Consider the following 23,210-nt stretch of genomic DNA (forward strand, 5'->3'; position numbering starts at 1 on the left):
CGCCGCGCCCGAGCGCATCGGCACGGTGCGTGCGGTCGTCGGCCTGACGATCGAGGTCGTCGGCACCGGTGCCGCGGTCGGCGAGCTCGTGCGCGTCGGCGACGACGTCCTCGCCGAGGTCGTCGCGACCGCGGGCGCCACCGCGCGCTGCATGCCGCTCGGCCCGACGACCGGCCTGCGCGCCGGCATGCCGGCCCGCCCGCTGCGCGAGCCGCTTCGCGTGCCCGTGGGCCCCGGCCTGCTGGGCCGCGTGCTCGACGGCCTCGGCCGGCCCATCGACGGCAAGGGCCCGTTGCGGGCCGCGGCGTGGGTGCCGATCGACGGCCGCGCCCCGCACCCGCTCGAGCGCAGCCGCGTCGAGGAGCCGCTCGACCTCGGCGTGCGCGTGCTCGACACGCTCGTCACCGTCGGCCGCGGCCAGCGGCTGGGCATGTTCGCCGGCTCGGGCGTCGGCAAGTCGAGCCTGCTGTCGATGGTCGCGCGCGGCACCGACGCCGAGGTGTCGGTCATCGCCCTCGTCGGCGAGCGCGGCCGTGAGGTCCGCGAGTTCCTCGAGGACGACCTGGGCCCCGAAGGGCTCGCCCGGTCCGTCGTCGTCATCGCGACGTCCGACGAGCCGCCGCTCGTGCGCCTGCGCTCCGCGTTCCTCGCGACCCGCATCGCCGAGGCGCTGCGCGACGAGGGCCGGCACGCGGTCCTCATGATGGACTCGCTCACGCGCGTCGCCATGGCGCAGCGCGAGATCGGCCTGTCCGTCGGCGAGCCGCCCGCGACCCGCGGCTACCCGCCGTCGACGTTCGCGCTGCTCGCCCAGCTCCTCGAGCGGGCCGGCACCGGCGCGACCGGGTCGGTCACCGGCCTCTACACGGTCCTCGTCGACGGCGACGACCACAACGAGCCCATCGCCGACGCCGCCCGCTCGATCCTCGACGGGCACGTCGTCCTCGACCGCCGCCTCGCGGTCGCCGGGCACTTCCCGAGCGTCGACGCGCTCGGCTCGATCAGCCGCGTCGCGTCCCGCGTCACCACCGCCGAGCAGCGCGACGCCGCCCGCCGGCTGCGCGCCGTCATGGCCGCCCGCCGCCAGGCGCAGGACCTGCTCGACGTCGGCGCCTACGTCGCCGGCTCGAACCCGCTCGTCGACGCAGCCGTCACGCACGGCCGGGCGATCGACGCGTTCCTGCGCCAGGACATCGAGGACGTCGTGCCGTCCGCCCAGGCCTGGGCGCACCTGTCCGCCCTCGTCCAGCAGCTGGGGGACGTCGCATGACCCGCTCCTTCCCGCTCGCCGGCCTGCTCCGCGTGCGCGCCCTCGCGGAGGAGCGCGCCGCGGCCGAGCTCGCCGCCGCACGCCGGGCCGAGCGCGCGGCCGCCGAGCGTGCCCGCGAGACGCGCGAGCGCCTCAGCGGCTCGACCCTGCCCGACGTCGCCGACGGCCTCGCCTTCCGCGCGTCCGTCGCGTCCCGCGCGTCGCTCGTCGCGCTCCTCGAGGAGCAGGGCGAGCAGGTCGTCGCCGCGCAGACGCACACCGAGGAGCGGACCGACGTGTGGGCCGCGGCCCGCCGGGACGCGCGCGCCGTCGAGCGGCTCGAGGAGCGTCACGACGCGACCGTCCGCGCCGACGAGCTGCACGCCGAGCAGGTCGTGCTCGACGAGGTCGCGGGCCGCCGCGTGGCCCGGGAGGACGCATGACGATCGACGCCATCGCCTCCGTGCAGGCGCGCATGGCCGAGCTCAAGGCGCTCGTCGCGCCGCCGCGCCCGGCCGCACCGACGACGACCACCGCCGCCACGGCGACCGCTCCGGCCACGACCGGCGACGACTTCCAGACGCTGCTCGCGTCGCTGACCGGCACGTCGGACGCGGCTGCCTCCTCGGCGACCCCGGCGCGTGGCGCGAGCGCGCAGTCCTTCGTCGCCGCCGCGCAGAAGTACGTCGGCGTCCCCTACGTCTGGGGTGGCGAGTCGCTCGACGAGGGCGGGCTCGACTGCTCGGGCCTCGTGGTGCGCGCGCTCGCCGACGTCGGCATCACCGACGTCCCGCGCGTCGCCCGCGACCAGCAGAAGATGGGCGAGCCCGTCGCCTCTCTCGCCCAGGCGCTGCCGGGGGACCTCGTCGTGTTCGGCGGCGGCACGCACATCGGCATCTACGTGGGCGACGGGAAGATGGTCGACGCCCCCAAGCCCGGCGCGCACGTCGTCGTGCGGGACGTCTACGCGACGCCCACCGCGATCCGCCGCGTCCTCCCGCAGGAGCAGGCGACGACGGTCTCGGCGCTCGTCCCGAGCCTGTCCGGCGGCACCGGCGGCACCGGGCGGAGCGGGTTGCCGGGCCTGCCCGGCCTGCAGAGCCTCTCCGGCCTCGGCGGCACGACCGCCCTGACCGCCCTGACCGGCCTGACCGGGCTCGGCGGGACCTCCGCCGGCACGTCGGCCACGGCCGCGAGCCAGCGCGCCGCGATGGAGCTCCTCGCGTCGCTGTCCAGCACCCGCGGCTCGTCCGTCGCGGGCCTCGCGACCTCCCTGGGGGTGGCCTCGTGACCACGACCTCCGCCGTCACCACGACCGCGGCGCGCACCGCGCGCACGTCGGCGGGCACGGGCGTACCGGGCGCGGGCGACGCGTTCGCACGCACCTTCGACGCCGTCCAGGCGCGCGCCGACGTGCGTCCGGGCGCGGCCCGCGACGGTGCCGCCGCCACGGCGCCGCACCACGTCGTCGCGGACCGTCCCGGCGACCGCGCGGCGACCCGGGCCGGACGCCAGGCCGACCGTGCCGACCGGGCCGCGGACCGCGTGGGCGGTGCGGACCGGTCGAGCCGCACCGACCGGCTCGACCGCACCGACCGGCTCGACCGCACGGACCGCGCCGACCGGGCGGACCGCGCCGACCGTACGGACCGCATCGACCGGTCCGCCCGCTCCGACCGCGCCTCCGGCGGCTCCGCCGCCGACGCCTCGGGGAGCCCGGGCACCGCCGACGCCACCTGCGACACCGCCACGTCCACCGCCGGCGGCCCGACGACCACGGATGCGGCGACGCCCACGGATCCCGCCACGACCGACCTGGCCACGACCGACCCGGGCACGACGGGCTCCGCCGTGGCCGGCGTCGCGACGACCGGGCTGACGGCGGCGTCCACGGCTCTGCCCGTGTCCGCGACGACCGTCGTCCCCGCCGCCACGGTGCTCGCCGCTGTCGCCGCGGGCACCTCGTCCGCGCTCGCCGCCGACGCAGCCTCGACCACGCCCGGCACCGTCACCGCCCTGGCGAGCGCCGGGGGTGCCGAGGGGGAGGGCCCCGCCACCGACGGCGCCACGTCCGCGACCGCACCGACGGGTGCCGCGACGACGAGCGACTCCACCGCCACGACCGGGACGGCGGGCACGACCGCGACCTCGGCGGGAATCGCGGCCGCGGGCGCCGCGACGACGTCCGCGTCCCCGGCGACGCCCTCGACTCCGGCCAGCACCGTCGCCACCGGCGCCCCGACGTCGACGCCGGGCACGCAGCCCGACGCCCCGGCACGGGCCGCCGCGCCGATCGGTGACCTCACCCGCACCGCGGCCGGCCAGGCCGAGGCGCCCCCGGGGACGGCGACCGGCACGACGCCGTTCGCCGCGGCGCTCGCCGGCCAGACGACGACCGCCCCGACCGCGTCGACGGCCGCCACGGCCCCGGCGCACCCGAACGCGGCCCCGACCGGCCCGGCCCCGGCACCGTTCGCGGAGCAGCTCGGCGCGCGCCTGACGGCGCTCGGCGGCCTCGCCCACGGCCGTCACGTCCTCACGGTCCCGGTCGACCCGGAGCACCTGGGCCCGGTCCGGGTCGTCGCGCACATCGCGGCGGACCAGGTCCGCGTCGAGCTCGTGGGCGGCTCGGAGGCGTCGCGCGAGGCGCTGCGCGGCGCGCTCGCGGACCTGCGGCGCGACCTCGCCCGTGACCTGGGCGGCCTCGACGTGCAGGTCGGCGTCGGCGGCGACGCGCCGTCGGACCGCCCGGACCAGGACCAGGGCCCGGCCCGCACGGCCGCGGACACCGGGCCCGGTCGCGGCGCGGTGACGGCCGACGCCGGACCGTCGACCGCGACCACGGGCCCGCGCCGGTCGTCCGGGCTGGACGTGGACCTGTGACCGCCGGCCCGCGCCCGCCCGCCCGGCCGGCCCCGCCGGCCCGACGCGCTCGGCCGGCACCGCCACCCCGACCCGCACTCCACGACGCCGGCACCCGCCCTGAGACCCGCATCCTGCAGGAGGCACCATGAGCATCGACGTCTCGTTCCTCGGCGCGACGAGCCGCACCGCGGACACGTCGGGCCAGAAGGCCGCGACCAAGGAGCTCGACAAGCAGGCGTTCCTCGACCTGCTCGTCGCCCAGCTGCGCAACCAGGACCCGTCGGCCCCGATGGACTCGTCGCAGCTCATGACGCAGACGACCCAGCTCTCCACGATGGAGTCGCTGGTCGCCCTGGCCGACACGCAGCGTGAGTCGTTCGCGCTGCAGATGCGGATGTCGGCGGCCCAGCTCGTCGGGCAGCAGATCACCTGGACCGACGCGGACGGGGCCGAGAAGTCGGGCACCGTCACCGGCGTGTCCTACGCGGGCCCTGTGCCCACCGTGAAGGTCGGTGACACGGACGTCACCCTCGACGCGGTCTCCTCGGTGGCTCCTGCCGCCGTCGCGCCCGTCACCCCCGCCACCACCGCCTGACCCCGCGCAGCACCCCTGCCGAAAGGAACCACCGCCATGCTCCGCTCGCTCTTCTCCGGCATCTCCGGTCTGCGCGCCCACCAGACCCAGCTCGACGTCACGGGCAACAACATCGCGAACGTCAACACCACGGGCTTCAAGTCGTCGCAGACGCAGTTCCAGGACACGCTCAGCCAGATGCTCCAGAACGGTGCGGGCGCCCAGGCGGGCGTCGGCGGCACCAACCCGGCGCAGGTCGGCCTGGGCGTGCGCGTCGCGGGCATCACGACGAACTTCACGCAGGGCGCGTCGCAGATGACGGGCCGCAGCACCGACATGATGATCCAGGGCGACGGCTTCTTCGTGGTCCGCAAGGGCAACGAGTCGTACTACACGCGCGCCGGGTCGTTCGACTTCGACGCGACCGGCCAGATGGTGCTGCCGGGCGAGGGCGCGCTGGTGCAGGGCTGGGCGGCGGTGAACGGTGTCGTCGACACGAACGGCCCGCTCGTCGACCTGCGCGTCCCGGCCGGCACGCTGATGCCCGCGGTCGCGACGTCGACGGCGGCCTACGAGGGCAACCTCGACGCCGACGCGGCGGACGGCACGACGATCAACCGCACGATCGACGTGTACGACGCGACAGGTGCGTCGCGCGAGCTCGAGCTCACGTTCACGAAGTCCGCGACGGGCTGGGCCCTGACGGCGTCCGACGGCACCGCGACGGTCAACGCGGGCGCGATGACGTTCACCGCCGCGGGCGCCCTCACGACGCCGACGACGGTCACGGTCGGCGGCGTCGCGGTCGACCTGTCGACGATCACCGGCTTCTCGGGCATCGACTCCGTGAAGGCGCGCACCCAGAACGGCCAGGCGGCCGGCGTCCTGCAGTCGTTCGCGCTGGGCGCCGACGGCACGATCACGGGCGCGTTCTCCAACGGTCTGAAGCAGACGATCGGGCGTCTGGCGATCGGCTCGTTCACCAACCCGTCGGGGCTGGAGAAGGCGGGCGGCTCGCTGTTCCGCACGTCGGTCAACTCGGGCGACGCGCAGGTCGGCGCGGCGGGCACGGGCGGCCGCGGCACGCTCGCGGGCGGCGCGCTCGAGATGTCGAACGTCGACCTGTCGAGCGAGTTCACCAGCCTGATCATCGCGCAGCGCGGCTTCCAGGCGAACAGCCGCGTCATCACGACGTCGGACGAGGTCCTGCAGGAGCTGGTCAACCTCAAGCGCTGACATCGACGCTCCCCCCGCGACGGCCCCGCACCTCCTCCACGGTGCGGGGCCGTCGCGCTGCGCACGCGCCCTCGCGGTCCGTCGAAGCGCGTGGTCGAAGCGGATCGACCGGCTTGACGACGCACTTAAGCGATTAGGCACACGGCTTCCCCTCGCGTCGGTGCGGTGACGTCGGGTTTCCTCGTCGGGACCCCGAGACCGCCGAGCCACCAGGGAGCACCCCGCATGTCCACCCGCAGAACCGCCGCCGCGCTCCTCGCAGCCGCGGCCGTCGCCGTCGGCGGTCTCACCGCCGTCACGGCCAGCGCCGCGCAGGCCGCCGCCGGCTGCCGCGTGAGCTACGCCGTGACGAACCAGTGGCAGGACGGCTTCGGCGCCAACGTCACCATCACCAACCTCGGCGACCCGGTGTCGTCGTGGAAGCTCGACTGGACCTACGGCGCCGGCCAGAAGATCACGCAGCTCTGGAACGGCAACGCCACGGTCAACGGCTCGCAGGTCTCCGTGACCAACGTGTCGTGGAACGGCCAGATCGGCACGGGCGGCACCGCGTCGTTCGGCTTCAACGGCTCGTGGAGCGGATCGAATCCGGTCCCGGCGTCCTTCAGCCTCAACGGCACGACGTGCACGGGCGGCACCGTCCCGACCTCGACGCCGACGGTCACCCCGACCCAGACGCCCACGCCGACCGTGACGCCCACGCCGACGCCCACCCCGACGACGACGGTCCCGCCGCAGCCCTCGGGCAGCTTCTACGTCGACACGGCCAACCAGTCCTACCGCGCGTGGCAGTCGGCGTCGGGCACCGACAAGACGCTGCTCGCGAAGATCGCCCTCACGCCGCAGTCGTACTGGGTCGGCAACTGGACCGAGGCGTCGAAGGCGCAGGCCGAGGTCGCCGACTACACCGGCCGTGCCGTGGCCGCGGGCAAGACGCCGACGCTCGTCGTCTACGCGATCCCGGGCCGTGACTGCGGCTCCTACTCGGGCGGCGGCGTCGCGGAGTCCGAGTACGCGCGCTGGATCGACACGATCGCGCAGGGCATCAAGGGCAACCCGATCGTCGTGCTCGAGCCCGACGCGCTCGCCCAGCTCGGCGACTGCTCCGGCCAGGGCGACCGCATCGGCTTCCTCAAGTACGCCGCGAAGTCCCTCACGCTGAAGGGCGCGAAGGTCTACATCGACGCCGGCCACTCGTCGTGGCTGTCGGTCGACACGGCGGTCAACCGCCTCAACCAGGTCGGCTTCGAGTACGCCGTGGGCTTCGCGCTCAACACGTCGAACTACCAGACGACCGCCGCGAGCAAGTCCTACGGCCAGCAGATCTCGCAGCGCCTCGGCGGCAAGGGCTTCGTCATCGACACCTCGCGCAACGGCAACGGCTCGAACGGCGAGTGGTGCAACCCGCGCGGCCGTGCGCTCGGCGAGAAGCCCACGTACGTCAACGACGGCTCCGGCCTCGTCGCGCTGCTGTGGGTCAAGCTGCCCGGCGAGTCCGACGGCACGTGCAACGGCGGCCCGGCCGCCGGCCAGTGGTGGCAGGACATGGCCCTGGAGCTGGCGCGCAACGCCAAGTGGTGAGCGGGCGCCCCACCTGAGCGGGCCCCCGACGAGCCCCGCGGACTCCCTCGTCCGCGGGGCTCGTCCGTGCCCGGGCACGGGCACGAGGACGGGCGGACGGCGGAGCGGAGGAGGATGGGCAGGTGCCACCCAGACGACGGACCTCGCCCGACGACGGACGCACCGCGCTCGACGTGTGGCGCGCTGACCCGGCCGCTGTGCCGGTCGCGGCGCGCCGCACGGCGGTCCGCTTCACGCTCGAGGAGCTCGCCGACGTCGCACCGGGCAACGCGGTCGAGGTGCGCGTCCCGCCCGACGGCGCGGTGCAGGCCGTCGAGGGCCCTCGTCACACCCGCGGCACCCCGCCCAACGTCGTCGAGACCGACCCCGCGACGTGGCTGTCCCTCGTGACCGGCGCGACGACCTGGGCCGACGCCGTCGCCGCCGGTGCGGTGCGGGCGTCGGGGGAGCGCGCCGACCTGTCGGCGTGGCTCCCGCTGCAGGCGGCCCGCCGACGTGGCTGACGCGCCGCTGACCTAGGATCGCGGGGTGTCGTCGACCGCCGCCCCCACCCCCGCCGACCCCGCGGACCGACCGACGTCGGACCAGCCCGCCTCGCACGAGCCCGCCTCGCACGAGCCCGCACCCGGGACCGGGGACGCTGACGCGGCCCGTCCTGGGCCGGTCGCTCCCGGTGAGCCCCGCCCGGCGACCCCCGTCGACGACGACGAGCCCCCCGTGCCCTCCGAGGCCGAGCTCCTCGCGACGGCCCGGCCCGCGACCGTGCGCCGCGCGCCCAAGTACAGCGTCTTCATCGGCGCGGGCGCGGTCGTCGGGATCGTCGTGGGCCTGGTCCTGGTGGCCGTCCTCAAGGATCCCCAGGTCGAGTGGATCGCCGACGGGACGGGGTTCGTCTGGTTCCTCGAGGGCGAGGGTGCGGTCCGCACCGTGACGGCCGTCGCCCTGGGCGTGCTCGGCGGGTTCGTGGGCGGCGCGCTGGCCGTGCTCGCCGACCGCCGCTCGCGCGACCCGTACGCCCGCCGCCGCTGACGCAGCCGCGCCCACCCCTCGTCCGCGCGGCGCCGACGTCCGCGATCACCGCGGTCGACGAGCGGCCGCCCGCGCCGGTGATCCACCCGTCCGGACGTCGGGCGCGGCCCCGGACGCGTCGGGGCGGTGTGCGACCATAGGGCCGTGGCCCCCCGCGCAGACGGACGACTGAACCACGACCTCCTCCCCGGCGAGAAAGGCCCGCAGGACGCGTGCGGCGTCTTCGGCGTCTGGGCACCGGGCGAAGAGGTCGCCAAGCTCACCTACTTCGGCCTCTACGCGCTGCAGCACCGTGGGCAGGAGTCGGCGGGCATCGCGACGTCGAACGGCCAGCAGCTCCTCGTCTACAAGGACATGGGCCTCGTCTCCCAGGTCTTCGACGAGACCGCGCTGAACGCCCTGCAGGGGCACATCGCCATCGGGCACGCGCGCTACTCCACGACGGGCGGCTCGACGTGGGAGAACGCGCAGCCGACGCTCGGCGCCACCGCCGCCGGCACCGTCGCCCTCGGCCACAACGGCAACCTCACCAACTCCGCCGAGCTCGTCGACCTCGTCGCCGAGCGGTACGGCAACCAGCGCCGCGGCGAGCTCGCGCGCGGCAACACGACGGACACCGCGCTCGTGACCGCGCTGCTCGCGGGCGACCCGGACCACACGCTCGAGGCCACGGCGCTCGAGGTCCTGCCCCGCCTGCGCGGCGCGTTCAGCCTCGTCTTCATGGACGAGCACACCCTGTACGCGGCGCGCGACCCCCAGGGTGTCCGCCCGCTCGTGCTCGGCCGGCTCGAGCGCGGCTGGGTCGTCGCGTCCGAGACGCCCGCGCTCGACATCGTGGGTGCGTCGTTCGTGCGCGAGGTCGAGCCCGGCGAGTTCATCGCGATCGACGCCGACGGCCTGCGCTCGACGCGGTTCGCGCCCGTCGACCGCGCCGGCTGCGTCTTCGAGTACGTCTACCTCGCGCGCCCCGACACGACGATCGCGGGCCGCTCGGTGCACGCCGCGCGCGTCGCGATGGGCCGCCGCCTCGCGATCGAGCACCCGGTCGAGGCCGACCTCGTCATCCCGGTGCCCGAGTCGGGTACGCCCGCGGCCGTCGGTTTCGCGACCGAGTCGGGCATCCCGTTCGGTCAGGGCCTCACCAAGAACGCCTATGTCGGCCGGACCTTCATCCAGCCGTCGCAGACGCTGCGCCAGCTCGGCATCCGGCTCAAGCTCAACCCGCTGCGCGAGGTCATCCGCGGCAAGCGGCTCGTCGTCGTCGACGACTCGATCGTCCGCGGCAACACGCAGCGCGCGCTCGTCCGCATGCTGCGGGAGGCCGGCGCCGCCGAGGTCCACATCCGCATCAGCTCGCCGCCCGTGAAGTGGCCGTGCTTCTACGGCATCGACTTCGCGAGCCGTGCCGAGCTCATCGCGAACGGCCTCGGCGTCGACGCGATCGCGGCGTCCCTCGGCGCCGACTCGCTCGGCTACATCTCCGAGGAGGGCATGGTCGAGGCTACCGAGCAGCCGCGCTCGCAGCTGTGCACCGCGTGCTTCTCGGGCCGCTACCCGATCGAGCTGCCGCCGGCCGACCGCCTCGGCAAGCACCTCCTCGAGCAGAACGAGCTGCCCCTCGGCGCCCCCGAGGACGGGCTGCTGACCATCGTCCCGTCGACCGGTGGCGCGACCGCCCTGGAGCACCCGTGAGCACCCCGCAGGTCACCTACGCCGCCGCCGGAGTCGACACCGAGGCCGGCGACAAGGCCGTCGAGCTGATGAAGGACGCCGTGCGTGCGACGCACGGCCCGCAGGTCCTGGGCGGTGTCGGCGGGTTCGCCGGGCTGTACGACGCGTCGCTGCTGACCCGCTACCGCCGCCCGCTGCTCGCGACGTCGACCGACGGCGTCGGCACCAAGGTCGCGATCGCGCAGGCGCTCGACGTGCACGACACGATCGGCTTCGACCTGGTCGGCATGGTCGTCGACGACATCGTCGTGGTCGGTGCGAAGCCGCTGTTCATGACGGACTACATCGCGACCGGCCGCGTCGTGCCCGAGCGCATCGCCGACATCGTGCGCGGCATCGCCGCGGCGTGCTCGGTCGCCGGCACCGCCCTGGTCGGCGGCGAGACCGCCGAGCACCCCGGACTGCTGCGCCCCGACGAGTACGACGTGGCCGGCGCCGCGACGGGTGTCGTCGAGGCCGACGAGCTGCTGGGCCCCGACCGTGTGCGCGGGGGGGACGTGCTCGTCGCGCTCGCGTCGAGCGGCCTGCACTCGAACGGCTACTCGCTGGTCCGCAAGGTCGTCGAGGTCGCCGGCTGGGGCCTCGAGCGCCACGTCGACGAGCTCGGCCGCACCCTCGGCGAGGAGCTCCTCGAGCCGACCCGTGTCTACGCGAGCGACGTCCTGGCCCTGGTCGAGCGCGCCGGTGTCGCCGGGATCCACGCGTTCAGCCACGTGACCGGCGGCGGTCTCGCGTCGAACGTCGCACGCGTGCTGCCGCAGGGCCTGGTCGCCGACGTGGACCGCGGCGGCTGGCAGCTCCCGCCGGTCTTCTCGCTCGTGCAGCGGCTCGGCGGCGTGCCGTGGCACGACCTCGAGGGCACGCTCAACCTCGGCGTCGGCATGGTGGCCGTCGTCGCGGCCGACGCGGTCGACGGCGTCCTCGCGCACGCGTCCGAGCTGGGCCTGCCGGCCTGGGTGCTCGGGACGGTGCGTGACGCCGACCCGACGCGTGACGTGGCCGGCTCGCCGGACGTCGTCGCGGGGACCAAGGGTGTCGACGGGGGAGCCGTCCGCCTCTCGGGGACCTACCGCGTCTGAGCCGCGCGCGGGGCACCGGGTCCGTCGCGACCCGCCGCGACCGATGGTCGAGCGGAACGGCACGCGCGCGACCGATGGTCGAGCGGAACGGCACGCGCGCGACCGATGGTCGAGCGGGACGGCACGCGCGCGGCCGACGGTCGAGCCTGACGGCACGCGCGCGACCGACGGTCGAACGGGACGGCACGCGCGCGACCGACGGTCGAGCGGGACGGCACCGTCCGACGCATGCGCCAGGTCGGCTCGACGGCGCCGTCGGGCTCGCCGACGTGCGACGAGGCCGCACGCACCAACCGGCCGGTGACGTCGTGAACGTCACCGGCCGGTGAGTGTGTGGTGAAGCGACCGCTGTGCCGCACCGTGCTGGTCGGCGGTGGACGGGTCCGAGCGGGGACGACCTCAGCGGGGCGGAGGGGTCACGCTCGGTGGGGCCGTCGCGCCGACCCCACGACCTCAGCCGTCGTCGGACCAGCGACGGTAGTCGTCGTCCTCGTCCCGGGACCAGTCTCCTGTGTCGACGGCGCTGCCGCGACGCTCGGATCCCAGATCGTTGTGGCTCAGCGAGCCGAGCTCCTGCTCGAGGGCTCGGTAGTTGGTCTCAGGGCTGAAGTACTTCAGCTCCCGGGCCACCTTGGTCTGCTTCGCCTTCTGACGGCCGCGCCCCATGGCATCGACCCCCTCTAACGTGGATGCGGGGCGGCACCGTGCTCACACGTGCGGCCCCGGGGTGCTGAATCGTCTCTTCGTGGGGCAACGGTACATGCTCCCGCGCTATTCCGACCACTCGCGAGCGAGCGACACACATCACGTGGCGTGGTGGGGTCGTGATGACCGATTCGCCGGGTTTAGGCTGACGGTACGGTTCGTGTAACGATGCATGATGAGAGTTGGATGAGAGTGATGCGGCATCCGTGACCAAACTGTGTCCCGGAATGCGTCATCTGACCGTTTCGTTCATGCTAGTGAGACTGCCCGCATCACCCGCACCACCGCGCTACCCGCGCACCGCACCAACCGCACCCGACGGGGCGGATCCGGCGCACCGCGTCGGCCGCCCGCACGCTTGCCGCAGGAGGCAGCTGATGACCGCTCACCCCGCAGAGTCCGAGGCGCTGCTCACGCCGTCCGAGGTCGCCACTCTCTTCCGGGTCGACCCGAAGACCGTGACCCGTTGGGCGAAGGCAGGGAAGCTCTCCTCGATCCGCACGCTCGGTGGCCACCGTCGCTACCGGGAGTCCGAGGTGCGCGACCTGCTCAACGGCGTGCCTCAGCAGCACGTGTCCGACGACTGATCTCCCGCCGGACGACACCGGGGCGGGCGCTCCACCCGTCCGCCCCTCTCGCCGCCTCGTGCGGCCCCTGACGCCGGCGCCCTGAGGGCGCCGACGTCCTCGTGTCCGGACGGGGACCCCCACGCCCCGCGCCCTCTCCGGGCCTCGGGACGAGCGAGCCGACAGCGGCCTCGGGGACGACGACGACGTCGTGACCCGGCCGCCGCTCCACCACGGCCGCGGACGAGCCGCGAGCCCCGCGACGAGGCACGGCACCCCGCGCGACGGCACCGCCGCGTGACGACACCCCCGCGCGACGGCACCCGCCCGACGACACCCGCGCCCGACGACACCCGCGCCCGGCGACACCCGCGCTCGACGACACCCGCGCCCGACGACACCCGCGCCCGGCGACACCCGCGCTCGACGACACCCGCGCGGCGACACCCGCGCTCGACGACACCCGCGCTCGACGACACCCGCGCGGCGACACCCGCGCCCGACGACACCCGCGCCCGACGACACCCGTACGACGCCCACGACGACGACCGCGGCGCCCGTCCGGCGCGCCGCGGTCGTCGTCGAGCAGTCGGTCAGCCCTTGCGGCGCAGGCCTGCGGCCGCGAGGAGCGCGACGACCGCCACGGCGCCGCCGATGACGGCCCGCGCGCGCTTCTGGCGGTGCGGGTCGGCGTCCTTGGTCGTGGCGTCCGACCACAGCCGCTTGGTCCCGTCGACGGCGCTCTTCGCCTGGGCGCGCGGGTCCAGCCGGTCGGCGAGCGCGTCGACCGTCGCGGCGAGCTCGGCGCGTGTGCGTGCGACCTCGCTCTCGGCCTCGACCATGCGCGGCGTGGTGATCGCCGGCTTCTGGTCGTCGGTCGTGTCGTCCTTCTTCGTGGTCTGGTCGCTCACGCGTTCCACCCCGCCTTCACGGCCTCGAGGTCCTCGTGCACGTTCTCGATCGCCCGGTCCGGCGTGGGGGGCGAGCCGCGCTTGACCAGCCGGATCCCGATCAGCGCCAGGATGATCGTCACGATCAGCAGGAACACCGTGACGATGAGCGCCGCGAGCCACGCGTCCATGACCGTCGAGAGGCCCAGGATCGCGGTCGTGATCGCGGCGGCCAGGACGTAGAGCGCGAGGATGCCGGCGGCGGCCAGGAGGCCGGCACCGATCCCGAGCTGCTGCGCCTTGGCCTGGATCTCGGCCTTCGCGAGGTCGAGCTCGGCACGGACCAACCGGGACGTCTGCTCGCTCAGGTCGCTCACGAGCTGACCGATGCTCCGGGGCTCGCCCGTCGGTCCTGGCTGCGTGGTCATGGTGACGCCCTCTCGTCGCTCGTCGCCCGGCGTCCTCCGACCGGGACTCCCAGTGTGCAAGCGCAGGTCGCGGGCCGCATCCGTGCGGCGACATCGGGCGTGCGCCCGGACCGGGTCCGGAGCGGCGCGGGGGTCAGTCGGACCAGGGGTGGACCTGCTCCTCGGCGGGGTGCGAGACCTCGTGCGCGCGGGTCACGCTGACCGCGGGCCCCTTCGGCAGCCGGGAGCGGGCCCATGCGGCGAGGCCGCCGGCGACGATGATGAGCGCGGCGCCGACGAGGAGCGCCGCGAGCCACAGCTCGACGGCGTGCGCGAGGCCGACGACCGCGGCGGTGATGAACAGCGCGAGGCCGAAGAACGTGAGCAGCGCAGCGGCGCCGAACCCGATCGCCGACGGCCGGACCTGCACGGCTCGTGCGCGCACGCTCGCGCTGACGGCGTCGATCTCGGCCTGGATCGCCTCACGGACCCGGTCCTCCGCCTGTCCGATCTTCTCGCGGGCGATGTCGGCGAACGGTTCGGTGAAGCGCTCGAAGAACGGCTTGCGAGGGCGCTCGGGTCCGGTGCTGCTCACGGGTTCCTCCGTCGGCGGGACAGTGCGGTGCGTGTCCCAGCCTAGGCGGGAGCACGTGTGCCGGCCGGGATCATCGGCCCAGGTCATACCGCCCGAAGATGCACGAAGGCCCCCTGGTGATCCAGGGGGCCTTCGTCGCGGTGGCTCCGACCGGCGTCGATCCGGTGACCTTTCGATTTTCAGTCGAACGCTCTACCAACTGAGCTACAGAGCCTCGGAACGAGAACGCCGGTCCGAGGACCGGCGCTTCGAGCGACCCCGACGGGACTTGAACCCGCGACCTCCGCCGTGACAGGGCGGCGCGCTAACCAACTGCGCTACGGGGCCTTGGTGGAACAAGGCCTTGCTGTACTGCTTCACTGCACCTGCTCGTACCCCCAACGGGATTCGAACCCGTGCTACCGCCGTGAAAGGGCGGGGTCCTAGGCCGCTAGACGATGGGGGCGTGTCCCGCCCCTGACGACGAGGCGCCGGATGACCGGAGACGAGCATACGGGAGCCAGGGCCCGAACTCCAAAAGCGCTGCCGTCCGCGCCCGCCGTCACGCGACCGCAGTGCGGTGAGCAGGCAGGATGGTCCCGTGGTGGAGATGTCGCGCGACGAGTTCGAGGACGCGGTGCGTGACGCGCTCGACGAGATCCCGCCCGAGCTGGCCCGGCTGATCGACAACGTCGTGGTCCTGGTCGAGGACGAGGGGCCGCCTGACGAGCCCGAGCTGCTCGGGCTCTACGAGGGCACGCCGCTCACGGAGCGCGGCGAGTGGTGGGCTGCCGGGTCGCTGCCGGACCGCATCACGATCTACCGCAAACCCACGCTCGCGATCTGCGAGGACCGCGACGAGGTGGTCGAGGAGGTCGCGGTGACGGTCGTGCACGAGGTCGCGCACCACTTCGGCATCGACGACGACCGGCTGCACGAGCTCGGCTGGGGCTGACCGCGCGACGGGTCCGCGGGGTCGGCATCGTCGCCGGCCGGGTCTCGCCGACGGCGGCTAGGGTCGGCGCATGGTCGCCGTCGGGATCGTGCTGCTGCCCCAGGACCGCTGGTCACGTGCGAAGGCGCGGTGGCTCCAGGCGGAGGAGTGGGGCTTCGACCACGCGTGGACGTACGACCACCTGGCGTGGCGCACGCTCGCCGACGGGCCGTGGTTCGCGACCGTCCCGCTGCTGTCCGCCGCCGCGGCGGTGACGGAGCGGATCCAGCTGGGCACGTTCGTGGCGTCGCCGAACTTCCGGCACCCGGTCCCGTTCGCGAAGGACGTGCTCGGGCTCGACGACGTGTCGGGCGGGCGGTTCCTGCTCGGGATCGGTGCGGGCGGTGAGGGCTTCGACGCGGCCGTGACGGGGGAGCCGTGGTCGCGGGGCGAGCGGACGCGGCGGTACGAGGAGTTCGTCGGGCTGCTGGACCGGCTGCTCACGCAGCCGTCGACCGAGTTCACGGGCGAGTTTTACGAGGCGCACGACGCGCGCATGATCCCCGGGACGATCGCCTCGCCGCGCGTGCCGTTCCTCATGGCGGCGGCCGGGCCGCGCACGATGGCGCTCGCCGCGCGGCTCGGGCAGGGGTGGGTCACGTACGGGCCGACGTACGACACCGAGGGTGCCGAGGGCGACCCGGCGGGCGCGCAGGAGCGCTGGTGGAGCGGGCTCGCGGACGTGTCGGCGCAGATGGACGCGGCGGAGGTCGCGCACGGGCGGGACGGGGTCGCCGCGCCGCGGCTGCGCCGGTACCTGAGCCTCGACGGTGCGCCCGTGTTCTCGCTGACGTCGCTCGACCTGGCCGTCGAGGGCGTCGAGCGCGCCGCCGCGCTCGGGTTCACCGACGTGATCGTGCACTGGCCGCGGCCCGACGGCGTCTACGCGGGGAGCGAGTCGGTGCTCGAGGCGTTCGCGGACCGGCTCCCGCATCTCCAGGCGCTGCCGGTCGCGCCGCGCTGACCGTCGCCTGTCGCCGCGGCGGGCGCGCCGCGCGTCCGTCGACGCTGCCGGCTCGCCGCGGACCCGCAGACGCCACGAGGTCGCCGAACCCCGCAGGGCGCGGCGACCTCGTGGCGTGGGGCGTCAGTGCGCCTGCCGGGCCTCCCACGCGCTCGCGACCATGTCGCGGAGGGTGTGGGTCATGCGCCAGCCGAGGTCACGAGCGGCGGCGTCGCCGGACGCCACGATGCGGGCGGGGTCGCCCGGGCGGCGCGGCGCGACCTCGGGCTCGAAGGCGATCCCCGTGACGTCGGCCATCGCGGTCATGATCTGGCGCACCGAGACGCCGTCGCCCGAGCCGAGGTTGTAGACCGGCAGGAGCGGGCTGCCGTCGGCGAGCGCGCGGGCGGCGGCGACGTGGGCGTCCGCGAGGTCGGCGACGTGGATGTAGTCGCGGACGCAGGTGCCGTCGGGCGTGGGGTAGTCGGTGCCGTTGATGCGCGGTGTGCGACCGGACGTCAGGGCGTCGAGGACCAGCGGGAACAGGTTGTGCGGGCTGGTGTCGTAGAGGTCGGGCGTGCCGGAGCCGACGACGTTGAAGTACCGCAGCGACGTGTGCCGCAGGTCGGTGGCGACGCCCTGGTCGCGCAGCAGCCACTCGCCGATGAGCTTCGACTCGCCGTAGGGGGACTCGGGGCGGGTCGCGGTCTCCTCGGTGACGAGGTCGACGTCGGGCGTGCCGTAGACGGCGGCCGACGACGAGAAGACGATCGCGTCGACCCCCTGCGCGGCCATGGCGTCGAGCAGGTGCGCGGTGCCGGTGACGTTCTGCGCGTAGGTGTGCAGCGGGCGCTGGACCGACACCCCGGCGTACTTGAAGCCGGCGAGGTGCACGACGCCCTCGACCTGGTGCTCGGCCAGGGCGCGCGACACCAGCTCGGTGTCGAGGATCGAGCCCTCGACGAAGGCGACGTCGTCGGGCACGAACCCGCGGTGGCCGCTCGACAGGTCGTCGAGGACGACGGGCGGGATGCCCGCCTGCTGGAAGGCCCGCACCACGTGCGACCCGATGTACCCGGCACCACCCGTCACCATCCACGTCATGCTCGCCACGGTACCTCACTCATGTTGATCTGTGTTCGATCATGGTGAAATCTGATCGGAAATTGATCGGCCCGCGCTGCATCCAGACGGTTCGCTCGCGCCGAAGAGAGGGCGTGCTGCTGCATCCGTCCGGTGGCGTCCGGACGAATACTCAGTACGCTGACCATTCCGTCGGGGGCCGTGCCCAACGATCACCCGCGGTTCGCACCGAAGAAACCGGGAGGGCACGTGGACGAGGGCGACCTTGCCGTCGCCGGCGGGAGCCTGCGCTCCACCGCCGAGCTCGCACTGGCCGTCGAGGACGTCACCGCCCGGGCGGATGCCGCCCTGCGCGACCTCCTCGTGGAGCGCGCGTCGCGCGCCGGCCGGCACGCCGTCGAGGCACGCACGCTGTGGGAGGACCTGAGCGGCACGCTCGGCGGCAAGCTGCTGCGGCCCCGGCTCGTCGCCGCCGCCTACCTCGGCCTCGGCGGACGCGTGTCGTCCGTCGTCGTCCCCGTCGCCGCCGCGCACGAGGCGCTGCACGTCGCGATGCTCGCGCACGACGACGTCCTCGACCACGACGACCGACGCCGCGGCCGGCTCAACGCCGGCGGTGCCGCCCGGCAGCGCGCCCGGACCGCCGGGCTGCCCGAGCACGTCGCCGACGAGCGCGCACTCGCCGCCGGGCTGCTCGCAGGCGACCTCGCGCTCACCACCGCGTTCCGACTCCTCGCGCGCGCGCCCGTCCCGGGCGACCTGCGCGAGCACCTCGCCGACCTGCTCGCCGACGGCATCGAGACCGCGGTCGCGGGGGAGCTGCTCGACGTCGTCTCCGAGTCGCTCGCGCCGCGCGACGTCGACGCGCTGCTCGTCGCCGCGCTCAAGACCGCCGAGTACACGTGCCGGTCGCCGCTCGCGTCCGGGGCCGCGCTCGCGGGCGCCGACCTCGACGTGCGGCGGCGGCTCGACGACGTCGGCGTCGCCCTCGGGCTCGCGTTCCAGCTCGCCGACGACGACCTCGGCGTGTTCGGCGACCCCGCCGCGACCGGCAAGTCGACGCTCTCCGACCTGCGCCGCGGCAAGCGCACCGAGCTGCTCCGCCTCGCCTACGCGGGCGCCGGGCGGACGGGCCGCGCGGTGCTCGACCGGTACGTCGGGCAGCCCGACCTCGACGAGCGCGACGCCGAGCTCGTGCGCACGGTCATGGTCGACTCCGGGGCGCTCGCCGCCGTGCGTCTGCTCGTCGAGCGGACGGCCGACACGGCCCGTGCGCACGCCTCGCAGCTGCCCCACCCGCTGGGCGACTACCTCGTGGGTGTGGTCGACGACCTGGCCGGACGGGGACACTGATGACCGTGGACCAGTCCCGCGACACCGCACGCCCCGACGTGCGCGCCGCCCACGTGCGCTCCGTCCGGCTCTACGACGCGACCGCCGGTCGCACGAGCGCGCTCGTGCTGTCCGCCTACTCGACGTCGTTCGGCATGGGAGCGCGGCTGCTCGGCACGCGCGCGCACCGCGACATCGAGGCCGTCTACGCGCTCGTCCGGCTCGCCGACGAGGTCGTCGACACGTTCCAGGGGCCGACCGCGGCCGACGAGCTTGACGAGCTCGAGGCGCAGACCGTCCGCGCGCTGCGCACCGGGTACTCGACCAACCTCGTCGTGCACGCCTTCGCGCGCACCGCGCGTCGCGTCGGCATCACGACCACCGAGACCGAGCCGTTCTTCGCGTCCATGCGGGCCGACCTCACCGTCGAGGAGCACGACCGCGAGAGCTTCGACCGGTACGTGTACGGGTCGGCGGAGGTCGTCGGGCTCATGTGCCTGCGGGTGTTCCTCAACGCCGACCGCACCCCCGGCGACCCGGTGGCGCAGCCCGACGACGAGCAGGTCGCGGGCGCCCGCGCGCTCGGCGCGGCGTTCCAGAAGATCAACTTCCTGCGCGACCTCGGCGTCGACGCGGGCGAGCTCGGTCGCACCTACTTCCCCGGGACCGAGCGCGGACGGCTGTCCGAGGCGCAGCGCGCCGCCGTGCTCGACGAGATCGCGCACGACGTCGCCGTCGCCCGTGGCGCCCTGCCGCGCCTGCCGGGGCGGTCGCGATACGCGGTCGCGGCGACGCTCGCGCTGTACGACCGGCTGCTCGACGACCTCGCGGCGCAGCCGGTCGACACGCTCGTGAGGGCGCGGGCCAGCGTGCCGGCGCCGGTGAAGGCGCGGGTCGTCGCGACGGCCGTCGCGCGCGAGTGGTGGGACGTGCGACGCGGAGGACAGAAGGCGTGACGACGACGGCACCGCGCACCCGGTCCGCGGGCGCGCCCGCACCTCGTGCCTCCGGGCGGGACGGCGGCCCCGGCGGGCGCGTCGTCGTCGTCGGCGGGGGCATCGGCGGGCTCATGACGGCCGCGCTGCTCGCCCGTGGGGGAGCGCACGTGACGCTGCTCGAACGGCACGACCGCGTCGGCGGCCGCATGGGCACGCTCGAGCTCGACGGGTTCCGGTTCGACACCGGGCCGTCCTGGTACTTCATGCCCGAGGTGTTCGCGCACGCGTTCGCGCTGCTCGGCGAGCGCGTCGAGGACCACCTCGACCTCGTGCGGCTCGACCCGGCGTACCGGCTGTTCACCGAGCCCGACCACCCCGGCGGGCTCGCAGGCGGCTTCGAGCTGAGCGGCGACCCCGAGGTCAACTGGGCCACGTTCGAGGCGCTCGAGCCCGGCGCGGGCGAGGCCGTGCGGCGGTACGCCGAGGAGGCGTCGACGGCCTACCGGACCGCGCTGGACCACTTCCTCTGGACCACGTTCCAACGGCCCGACCGGCTGCTGTCCGCGCCCGTCGTGCGGCGCGCCGGGACGCTGGTCGACCTGCTCACGCACACCCTCGCGGAGAAGATCGAGAAGACCGTCGAGCACCCCGTGCTGCGGCAGGCGCTCGGCTACCACGCGGTGTTCCTCGGGTCGTCGCCGTACCGCGTGCCTGCGCTGTACTCGCTCATGAGCCACCTCGACCTCGTCGACGGCGTGCAGTACCCGCGCGGCGGCATGTACACGGTCATGGAGGCGCTCGAGCGGCTCGCCGTGCGCGAGGGCGTCGAGATCCGGACGGGCGCCGACGTCGTCGCGATCGAGGTCGACGACGTGCCGTGGTCCCCGCGGACCCCGCGGCGCACCGGCGTCGCGCGCGGCGTGCGGCTCGCGGGCGGGGCGCTCGTCGAGGCGGACGTCGTCGTGTCGGGCGCCGACCGGCACCACACCGAGACCGCGCTGCTCGAGCCGCGGCACAGCGACCACCCCGCCGCGTCGTGGGAGCGGCACGGGCCCGGGATCTCCGCGCTGCTCGTCATGGCCGGCGTCCGCGGGAAGCTGCCCGAGCTCGCGCACCACTCGCTGTTCTTCACGCGCGACTGGCCCGGCAACTTCGACGACATCCTCGGCTCGGGACGGTCCACCGCGCCCGCCGACCTGCGGGTGCCCGACGTCGCGTCGGTCTACGCGTCCCGCACCACGGCGACCGACCCGACCGCCGCGCCGCCCGGGCACGAGAACCTGTTCCTCCTCGTCCCGTTCCCCGCCGACGCGTCGCTCGGCGACGGCCCGCCCGGCAGTCCCGAGCGCGAGGCCGTCGAGCGGTACGCCGACCGGTTCCTCGACCAGGTCGGGTCGTGGGCGGGCGTGCCGGGCCTGCGCGACCGGGTCGTGACGCGGCACGTCGTCGCGCCTGCCGACTTCGCGCGCGACCTGTCCGCCTGGCGCGGGACCGCGCTCGGCATGGAGCACACGCTCGCGCAGAGCGCGATGTTCCGGCCCGGCGACGCGTCCGCGCGCGTGGCCAACCTGCTGCACGTCGGTGGGGGGACGATCCCCGGCGTCGGGCTGCCGATGTGCCTCATCAGCGCCGAGCTCGTCGCGAAGCGCCTCCTGGGGGAGACGTCGACGCGCCCGCTGCCCGCACCGCTGCGCCGCGGGTTCCTCGACGCCGCTCGCCCGGCCGGGCTCTGGTCCGGCGTACGGTCGGGCGCATGACGGGACTCGCCTACCTGGGGGCGCTGCTGGTGTCCCTCGGTGGCCTCGCCCTGCTCGACCGGCGGTTCCGCCTCGCGTTCTGGCACGACCCGCGCCGCGCCGCGTGGACCGTCGGGATCGGCGTCGTGGCGTTCCTGCTGTGGGACGTCGCCGGGCTGCTGCTCGGCATCTTCGCGCGCGGCGAGTCGCCGCACATGACGGGGATCCTCCTCGCACCCGAGCTGCCGGTCGAGGAGGTCTTCTTCCTCACGCTGCTCTGCTACGTCGCGCTGCTCGCGTGGCGGTGGTTCGACCGGACGGCGTCGCTGCGCGCCGCCGGGGCGCGGGCGCTGCACGACGCGGAGCACGGGTCGGGGACGCCGGGGACGCCGGGGACGTCGGGCGCGGCGGGCGGTTCGGGGCCGTCCGGGCCGTCGGGGCGGGACGGGGGTGCCGCGTGACGAACATCGTGCTGAACGTCGCCGTCCTCGTCGTGCTGCTCGCCGTGTCCTGGCCGACGCTGCGACGCCTGCGCGCATGGCCCGTCGTGTGGACCGTCGTGCACCTGTGCGTGCTGACCGCCGTGTTCGACACGCTCATGATCGCCGCCGACCTGTACGTGTACGCCCCTGACAAGATCCTCGGCGTGTACATCCTCGGCGCTCCGCTCGAGGACTTCGCGTACGCGATCGCCGCAGCCGTCGGGATGCCCGTGCTGTGGACCCTGCTCGGCCGGCGCCGGTCGGGCGTGCCCGCGTCGCCGGGCGGTCGGGCGGACGTCGAGGGGTCGGGGTGAGGGAGGTCGTCGCCGCGTCGCGGCCCTTCTCCTGGATCAACACCGCCTACCCGTTCGCCGCGGGCTACCTCATGGCGACGCAAGGGCGGGTCGACCTGACGCTCGTCGTCGGGACGCTGTTCTTCCTCGTGCCGTACAACCTGCTGATGTACGGCGTGAACGACGTGTTCGACTACGCGTCCGACCTGCGCAACCCGCGCAAGGGCGGGATCGAGGGCGGGCTCGTCGCCCCCGAACGGGCCCGGGCCGTGCACCGCCGCATCCTGTGGGCGAGCGCGCTGTCGGTCGTCCCGTTCGTCGTCTACCTCGTGGCCGTCGGGTCGGCGGCGGCGACGGTCGTGCTCGCGGTCGTGCTGTTCCTCGTCGTGGCCTACTCCGCGCCTGTGCTGCGGTTCAAGGAGCGGCCGTTCCTCGACTCCTTCACGTCCGCGATGCACTTCGTCGGGCCGCTGCTCTACGCGCTCGTGCTGGTCGCCGCGGACCTCTCGGCGCCGACCGTCTGGCCCGTGCTCGTCGCGTTCGTGCTGTGGGGCATGGCGTCGCACGCGTTCGGTGCCGTGCAGGACGTGCGCGCCGACCGCGAGGGCGGGATCTCGTCCGTCGCGACCGTCCTGGGCGCCCACCCGACCGTCGTGCTCGCCACGCTCGCCTACGTCGCCGCCGCGGCCGTGCTGCTCGTCGTCCCGTGGCCCGGCGTGCTCGCGGCCGTCCTGCCCCTGCCGTACGCGGTGTCGACCGCGATGTTCTGGCGCGTGACCGACGACGACTGCGAGCGCGCCAACGCCGGGTGGCGGCGGTTCCTGTGGCTCAACCTCGTCACCGGCTTCCTGGTGACGATGCTGCTCATCGCGATCGCCCGTACCTGACGGGCGGTCCACGACGGCGGCGGGTGGTCGTCGTCG

Annotated in this window: 25 protein-coding genes and 3 tRNA genes; 20 read left to right on the forward strand and 8 right to left on the reverse strand. The window is 74.7% G+C overall.

Annotation, left to right across the window (positions count from 1 at the left end; genetic code table 11):
* Window positions 1-16: 16 nt before the first annotated feature.
* The 11 genes from GXP71_RS19875 to purM all read left to right on the forward strand — a co-directional run bounded on the left by GXP71_RS19875 (window position 17) and on the right by purM (window position 11,344).
* On the forward strand, window positions 17-1,270 hold the full coding sequence (locus GXP71_RS19875) for a FliI/YscN family ATPase (protein WP_238402772.1): 1,254 nt from the start codon (window positions 17-19) through the stop codon (window positions 1,268-1,270).
* The gene (locus GXP71_RS19880; protein WP_162354092.1) at window positions 1,267-1,692 is read left to right on the forward strand and encodes a flagellar FliJ family protein; all 426 of its coding nucleotides are present in this window, start codon (window positions 1,267-1,269) and stop codon (window positions 1,690-1,692) included. The genes GXP71_RS19875 and GXP71_RS19880 overlap by 4 nt, the downstream gene beginning before the upstream one ends.
* Window positions 1,689-2,540 (forward strand): C40 family peptidase, encoded by an 852-nt coding sequence (locus GXP71_RS19885; RefSeq protein ID WP_238402519.1) that lies wholly within the window; start codon window positions 1,689-1,691, stop codon window positions 2,538-2,540. Before GXP71_RS19880 ends, GXP71_RS19885 begins: the two co-directional genes overlap by 4 nt.
* The gene (locus tag GXP71_RS19890) at window positions 2,537-4,132 is read left to right on the forward strand and encodes a flagellar hook-length control protein FliK (RefSeq protein WP_162354093.1); all 1,596 of its coding nucleotides are present in this window, start codon (window positions 2,537-2,539) and stop codon (window positions 4,130-4,132) included. Before GXP71_RS19885 ends, GXP71_RS19890 begins: the two co-directional genes overlap by 4 nt.
* Window positions 4,133-4,259: 127 nt before the next feature.
* On the forward strand, window positions 4,260-4,709 hold the full coding sequence (locus GXP71_RS19895; RefSeq protein ID WP_162354094.1) for a flagellar hook assembly protein FlgD: 450 nt from the start codon (window positions 4,260-4,262) through the stop codon (window positions 4,707-4,709).
* 36 nt (window positions 4,710-4,745) lie between these two features.
* On the forward strand, window positions 4,746-5,924 hold the full coding sequence (locus GXP71_RS19900) for a flagellar hook protein FlgE (RefSeq protein WP_124343032.1): 1,179 nt from the start codon (window positions 4,746-4,748) through the stop codon (window positions 5,922-5,924).
* Window positions 5,925-6,149: 225 nt separating this feature from the next.
* Entirely contained in the window at window positions 6,150-7,505 is a 1,356-nt protein-coding gene (locus tag GXP71_RS19905; RefSeq protein WP_162354095.1) for a glycoside hydrolase family 6 protein, read from the forward strand.
* Window positions 7,506-7,627: 122 nt separating this feature from the next.
* On the forward strand, window positions 7,628-8,008 hold the full coding sequence (locus tag GXP71_RS19910) for a sterol carrier family protein (RefSeq protein WP_162354096.1): 381 nt from the start codon (window positions 7,628-7,630) through the stop codon (window positions 8,006-8,008).
* 214 nt (window positions 8,009-8,222) lie between these two features.
* A complete protein-coding gene (locus tag GXP71_RS19915; protein WP_162354097.1) occupies window positions 8,223-8,534 on the forward strand; it encodes a histidine kinase in 312 nt (103 codons plus the stop codon).
* A 144-nt stretch (window positions 8,535-8,678) separates the two neighbouring features.
* Window positions 8,679-10,226: an amidophosphoribosyltransferase gene (gene purF / locus GXP71_RS19920; RefSeq protein WP_162354098.1), complete on the forward strand. Its 1,548-nt coding sequence runs from the start codon at window positions 8,679-8,681 to the stop codon at window positions 10,224-10,226.
* Window positions 10,223-11,344: a phosphoribosylformylglycinamidine cyclo-ligase gene (purM, locus tag GXP71_RS19925; RefSeq protein ID WP_162354099.1), complete on the forward strand. Its 1,122-nt coding sequence runs from the start codon at window positions 10,223-10,225 to the stop codon at window positions 11,342-11,344. Before purF ends, purM begins: the two co-directional genes overlap by 4 nt.
* A 453-nt stretch (window positions 11,345-11,797) precedes the next feature.
* On the opposite strand, the gene GXP71_RS19930 is transcribed toward purM, so the two are convergent.
* A complete protein-coding gene (locus GXP71_RS19930; RefSeq protein ID WP_124343037.1) occupies window positions 11,798-12,010 on the reverse strand; it encodes a DUF3073 domain-containing protein in 213 nt (70 codons plus the stop codon).
* 416 nt (window positions 12,011-12,426) lie between these two features.
* On the opposite strand from GXP71_RS19930, the gene GXP71_RS19935 reads away from it, so the two are divergent.
* Window positions 12,427-12,636 carry a BldC family transcriptional regulator gene (locus tag GXP71_RS19935; RefSeq protein WP_162354100.1) on the forward strand — a complete coding sequence of 70 codons (210 nt, stop codon included), beginning with the start codon at window positions 12,427-12,429 and terminating at the stop codon, window positions 12,634-12,636.
* 572 nt (window positions 12,637-13,208) lie between these two features.
* Here the strand turns inward: GXP71_RS19935 and GXP71_RS19940 are convergent.
* The 6 genes from GXP71_RS19940 to GXP71_RS19965 form a co-directional block, all read right to left on the reverse strand.
* Entirely contained in the window at window positions 13,209-13,526 is a 318-nt protein-coding gene (locus tag GXP71_RS19940; protein WP_238402520.1) for a DUF3618 domain-containing protein, read from the reverse strand.
* Window positions 13,523-13,933, reverse strand: coding sequence for a phage holin family protein (locus GXP71_RS19945; protein WP_162354101.1), 411 nt, complete (start codon window positions 13,931-13,933; stop codon window positions 13,523-13,525). The genes GXP71_RS19940 and GXP71_RS19945 overlap by 4 nt, the downstream gene beginning before the upstream one ends.
* A 133-nt stretch (window positions 13,934-14,066) precedes the next feature.
* Window positions 14,067-14,507 carry a phage holin family protein gene (locus tag GXP71_RS19950; protein ID WP_124343040.1) on the reverse strand — a complete coding sequence of 147 codons (441 nt, stop codon included), beginning with the start codon at window positions 14,505-14,507 and terminating at the stop codon, window positions 14,067-14,069.
* A 141-nt stretch (window positions 14,508-14,648) separates the two neighbouring features.
* Window positions 14,649-14,721, reverse strand: a tRNA-Phe gene (locus GXP71_RS19955).
* 39 nt (window positions 14,722-14,760) lie between these two features.
* A tRNA-Asp gene (locus GXP71_RS19960) sits at window positions 14,761-14,834 on the reverse strand.
* Window positions 14,835-14,879: 45 nt separating this feature from the next.
* A tRNA-Glu gene (locus tag GXP71_RS19965) sits at window positions 14,880-14,952 on the reverse strand.
* A 144-nt stretch (window positions 14,953-15,096) separates the two neighbouring features.
* Here GXP71_RS19965 and GXP71_RS19970 point away from each other — a divergent pair.
* Both GXP71_RS19970 and GXP71_RS19975 read left to right on the forward strand, forming a co-directional pair.
* Entirely contained in the window at window positions 15,097-15,441 is a 345-nt protein-coding gene (locus GXP71_RS19970; RefSeq protein WP_162354459.1) for a metallopeptidase family protein, read from the forward strand.
* Between the two features lie 70 nt (window positions 15,442-15,511).
* Window positions 15,512-16,444: an LLM class flavin-dependent oxidoreductase gene (locus GXP71_RS19975; protein ID WP_162354102.1), complete on the forward strand. Its 933-nt coding sequence runs from the start codon at window positions 15,512-15,514 to the stop codon at window positions 16,442-16,444.
* Window positions 16,445-16,567: 123 nt separating this feature from the next.
* Here the strand turns inward: GXP71_RS19975 and galE are convergent, their stop codons facing one another.
* Window positions 16,568-17,527 (reverse strand): UDP-glucose 4-epimerase GalE, encoded by a 960-nt coding sequence (galE, locus tag GXP71_RS19980; RefSeq protein ID WP_162354103.1) that lies wholly within the window; start codon window positions 17,525-17,527, stop codon window positions 16,568-16,570.
* A gap of 228 nt (window positions 17,528-17,755) precedes the next feature.
* On the opposite strand from galE, the gene GXP71_RS19985 reads away from it, so the two are divergent.
* From GXP71_RS19985 to GXP71_RS20010, 6 genes are read left to right on the forward strand one after another with little or no spacing between them, the layout of a single operon-like run.
* Window positions 17,756-18,859, forward strand: a complete 1,104-nt coding sequence (locus GXP71_RS19985; RefSeq protein ID WP_162354104.1) for a polyprenyl synthetase family protein — start codon at window positions 17,756-17,758, stop codon at window positions 18,857-18,859.
* A complete protein-coding gene (locus GXP71_RS19990; RefSeq protein ID WP_162354105.1) occupies window positions 18,859-19,794 on the forward strand; it encodes a squalene/phytoene synthase family protein in 936 nt (311 codons plus the stop codon). The genes GXP71_RS19985 and GXP71_RS19990 overlap by 1 nt, the downstream gene beginning before the upstream one ends.
* Complete coding sequence (gene crtI / locus GXP71_RS19995; RefSeq protein ID WP_370520957.1) at window positions 19,791-21,533, forward strand: phytoene desaturase family protein; 1,743 nt, start codon at window positions 19,791-19,793, stop codon at window positions 21,531-21,533. The genes GXP71_RS19990 and crtI overlap by 4 nt, the downstream gene beginning before the upstream one ends.
* Window positions 21,530-21,973, forward strand: a complete 444-nt coding sequence (locus tag GXP71_RS20000) for a lycopene cyclase domain-containing protein (protein WP_162354106.1) — start codon at window positions 21,530-21,532, stop codon at window positions 21,971-21,973. Before crtI ends, GXP71_RS20000 begins: the two co-directional genes overlap by 4 nt.
* On the forward strand, window positions 21,970-22,308 hold the full coding sequence (locus GXP71_RS20005) for a lycopene cyclase domain-containing protein (protein WP_162354107.1): 339 nt from the start codon (window positions 21,970-21,972) through the stop codon (window positions 22,306-22,308). The genes GXP71_RS20000 and GXP71_RS20005 overlap by 4 nt, the downstream gene beginning before the upstream one ends.
* Entirely contained in the window at window positions 22,305-23,174 is an 870-nt protein-coding gene (locus GXP71_RS20010; protein ID WP_162354108.1) for a prenyltransferase, read from the forward strand. The genes GXP71_RS20005 and GXP71_RS20010 overlap by 4 nt, the downstream gene beginning before the upstream one ends.
* Window positions 23,175-23,210: the final 36 nt, after the last annotated feature.

Origin of the sequence: Cellulomonas sp. H30R-01 (assembly GCF_010119915.1) — a bacterium.
Lineage (GTDB): Bacteria > Actinomycetota > Actinomycetes > Actinomycetales > Cellulomonadaceae > Cellulomonas > Cellulomonas algicola.

Bases quoted from the DNA above. Each gene is read 5' to 3' on its own strand.
- GXP71_RS19880 (WP_162354092.1), top strand. From the start codon at position 1,267: ATGACCCGCTCCTTCCCGCTCGCCGGCCTGCTCCGCGTGCGCGCCCTC.
- GXP71_RS19885 (WP_238402519.1), top strand. From the start codon at position 1,689: ATGACGATCGACGCCATCGCCTCCGTGCAGGCGCGCATGGCCGAGCTC.
- GXP71_RS19895 (WP_162354094.1), top strand. From the start codon at position 4,260: ATGAGCATCGACGTCTCGTTCCTCGGCGCGACGAGCCGCACCGCGGAC.
- GXP71_RS19900 (WP_124343032.1), top strand. From the start codon at position 4,746: ATGCTCCGCTCGCTCTTCTCCGGCATCTCCGGTCTGCGCGCCCACCAG.
- GXP71_RS19905 (WP_162354095.1), top strand. From the start codon at position 6,150: ATGTCCACCCGCAGAACCGCCGCCGCGCTCCTCGCAGCCGCGGCCGTC.
- GXP71_RS19930 (WP_124343037.1), bottom strand. From the start codon at position 12,010: ATGGGGCGCGGCCGTCAGAAGGCGAAGCAGACCAAGGTGGCCCGGGAG.
- GXP71_RS19935 (WP_162354100.1), top strand. From the start codon at position 12,427: ATGACCGCTCACCCCGCAGAGTCCGAGGCGCTGCTCACGCCGTCCGAG.
- GXP71_RS19945 (WP_162354101.1), bottom strand. From the start codon at position 13,933: ATGACCACGCAGCCAGGACCGACGGGCGAGCCCCGGAGCATCGGTCAG.
- GXP71_RS19970 (WP_162354459.1), top strand. From the start codon at position 15,097: ATGTCGCGCGACGAGTTCGAGGACGCGGTGCGTGACGCGCTCGACGAG.
- GXP71_RS19975 (WP_162354102.1), top strand. From the start codon at position 15,512: ATGGTCGCCGTCGGGATCGTGCTGCTGCCCCAGGACCGCTGGTCACGT.
- galE (WP_162354103.1), bottom strand. From the start codon at position 17,527: ATGACGTGGATGGTGACGGGTGGTGCCGGGTACATCGGGTCGCACGTG.
- GXP71_RS19990 (WP_162354105.1), top strand. From the start codon at position 18,859: ATGACCGTGGACCAGTCCCGCGACACCGCACGCCCCGACGTGCGCGCC.
- GXP71_RS20000 (WP_162354106.1), top strand. From the start codon at position 21,530: ATGACGGGACTCGCCTACCTGGGGGCGCTGCTGGTGTCCCTCGGTGGC.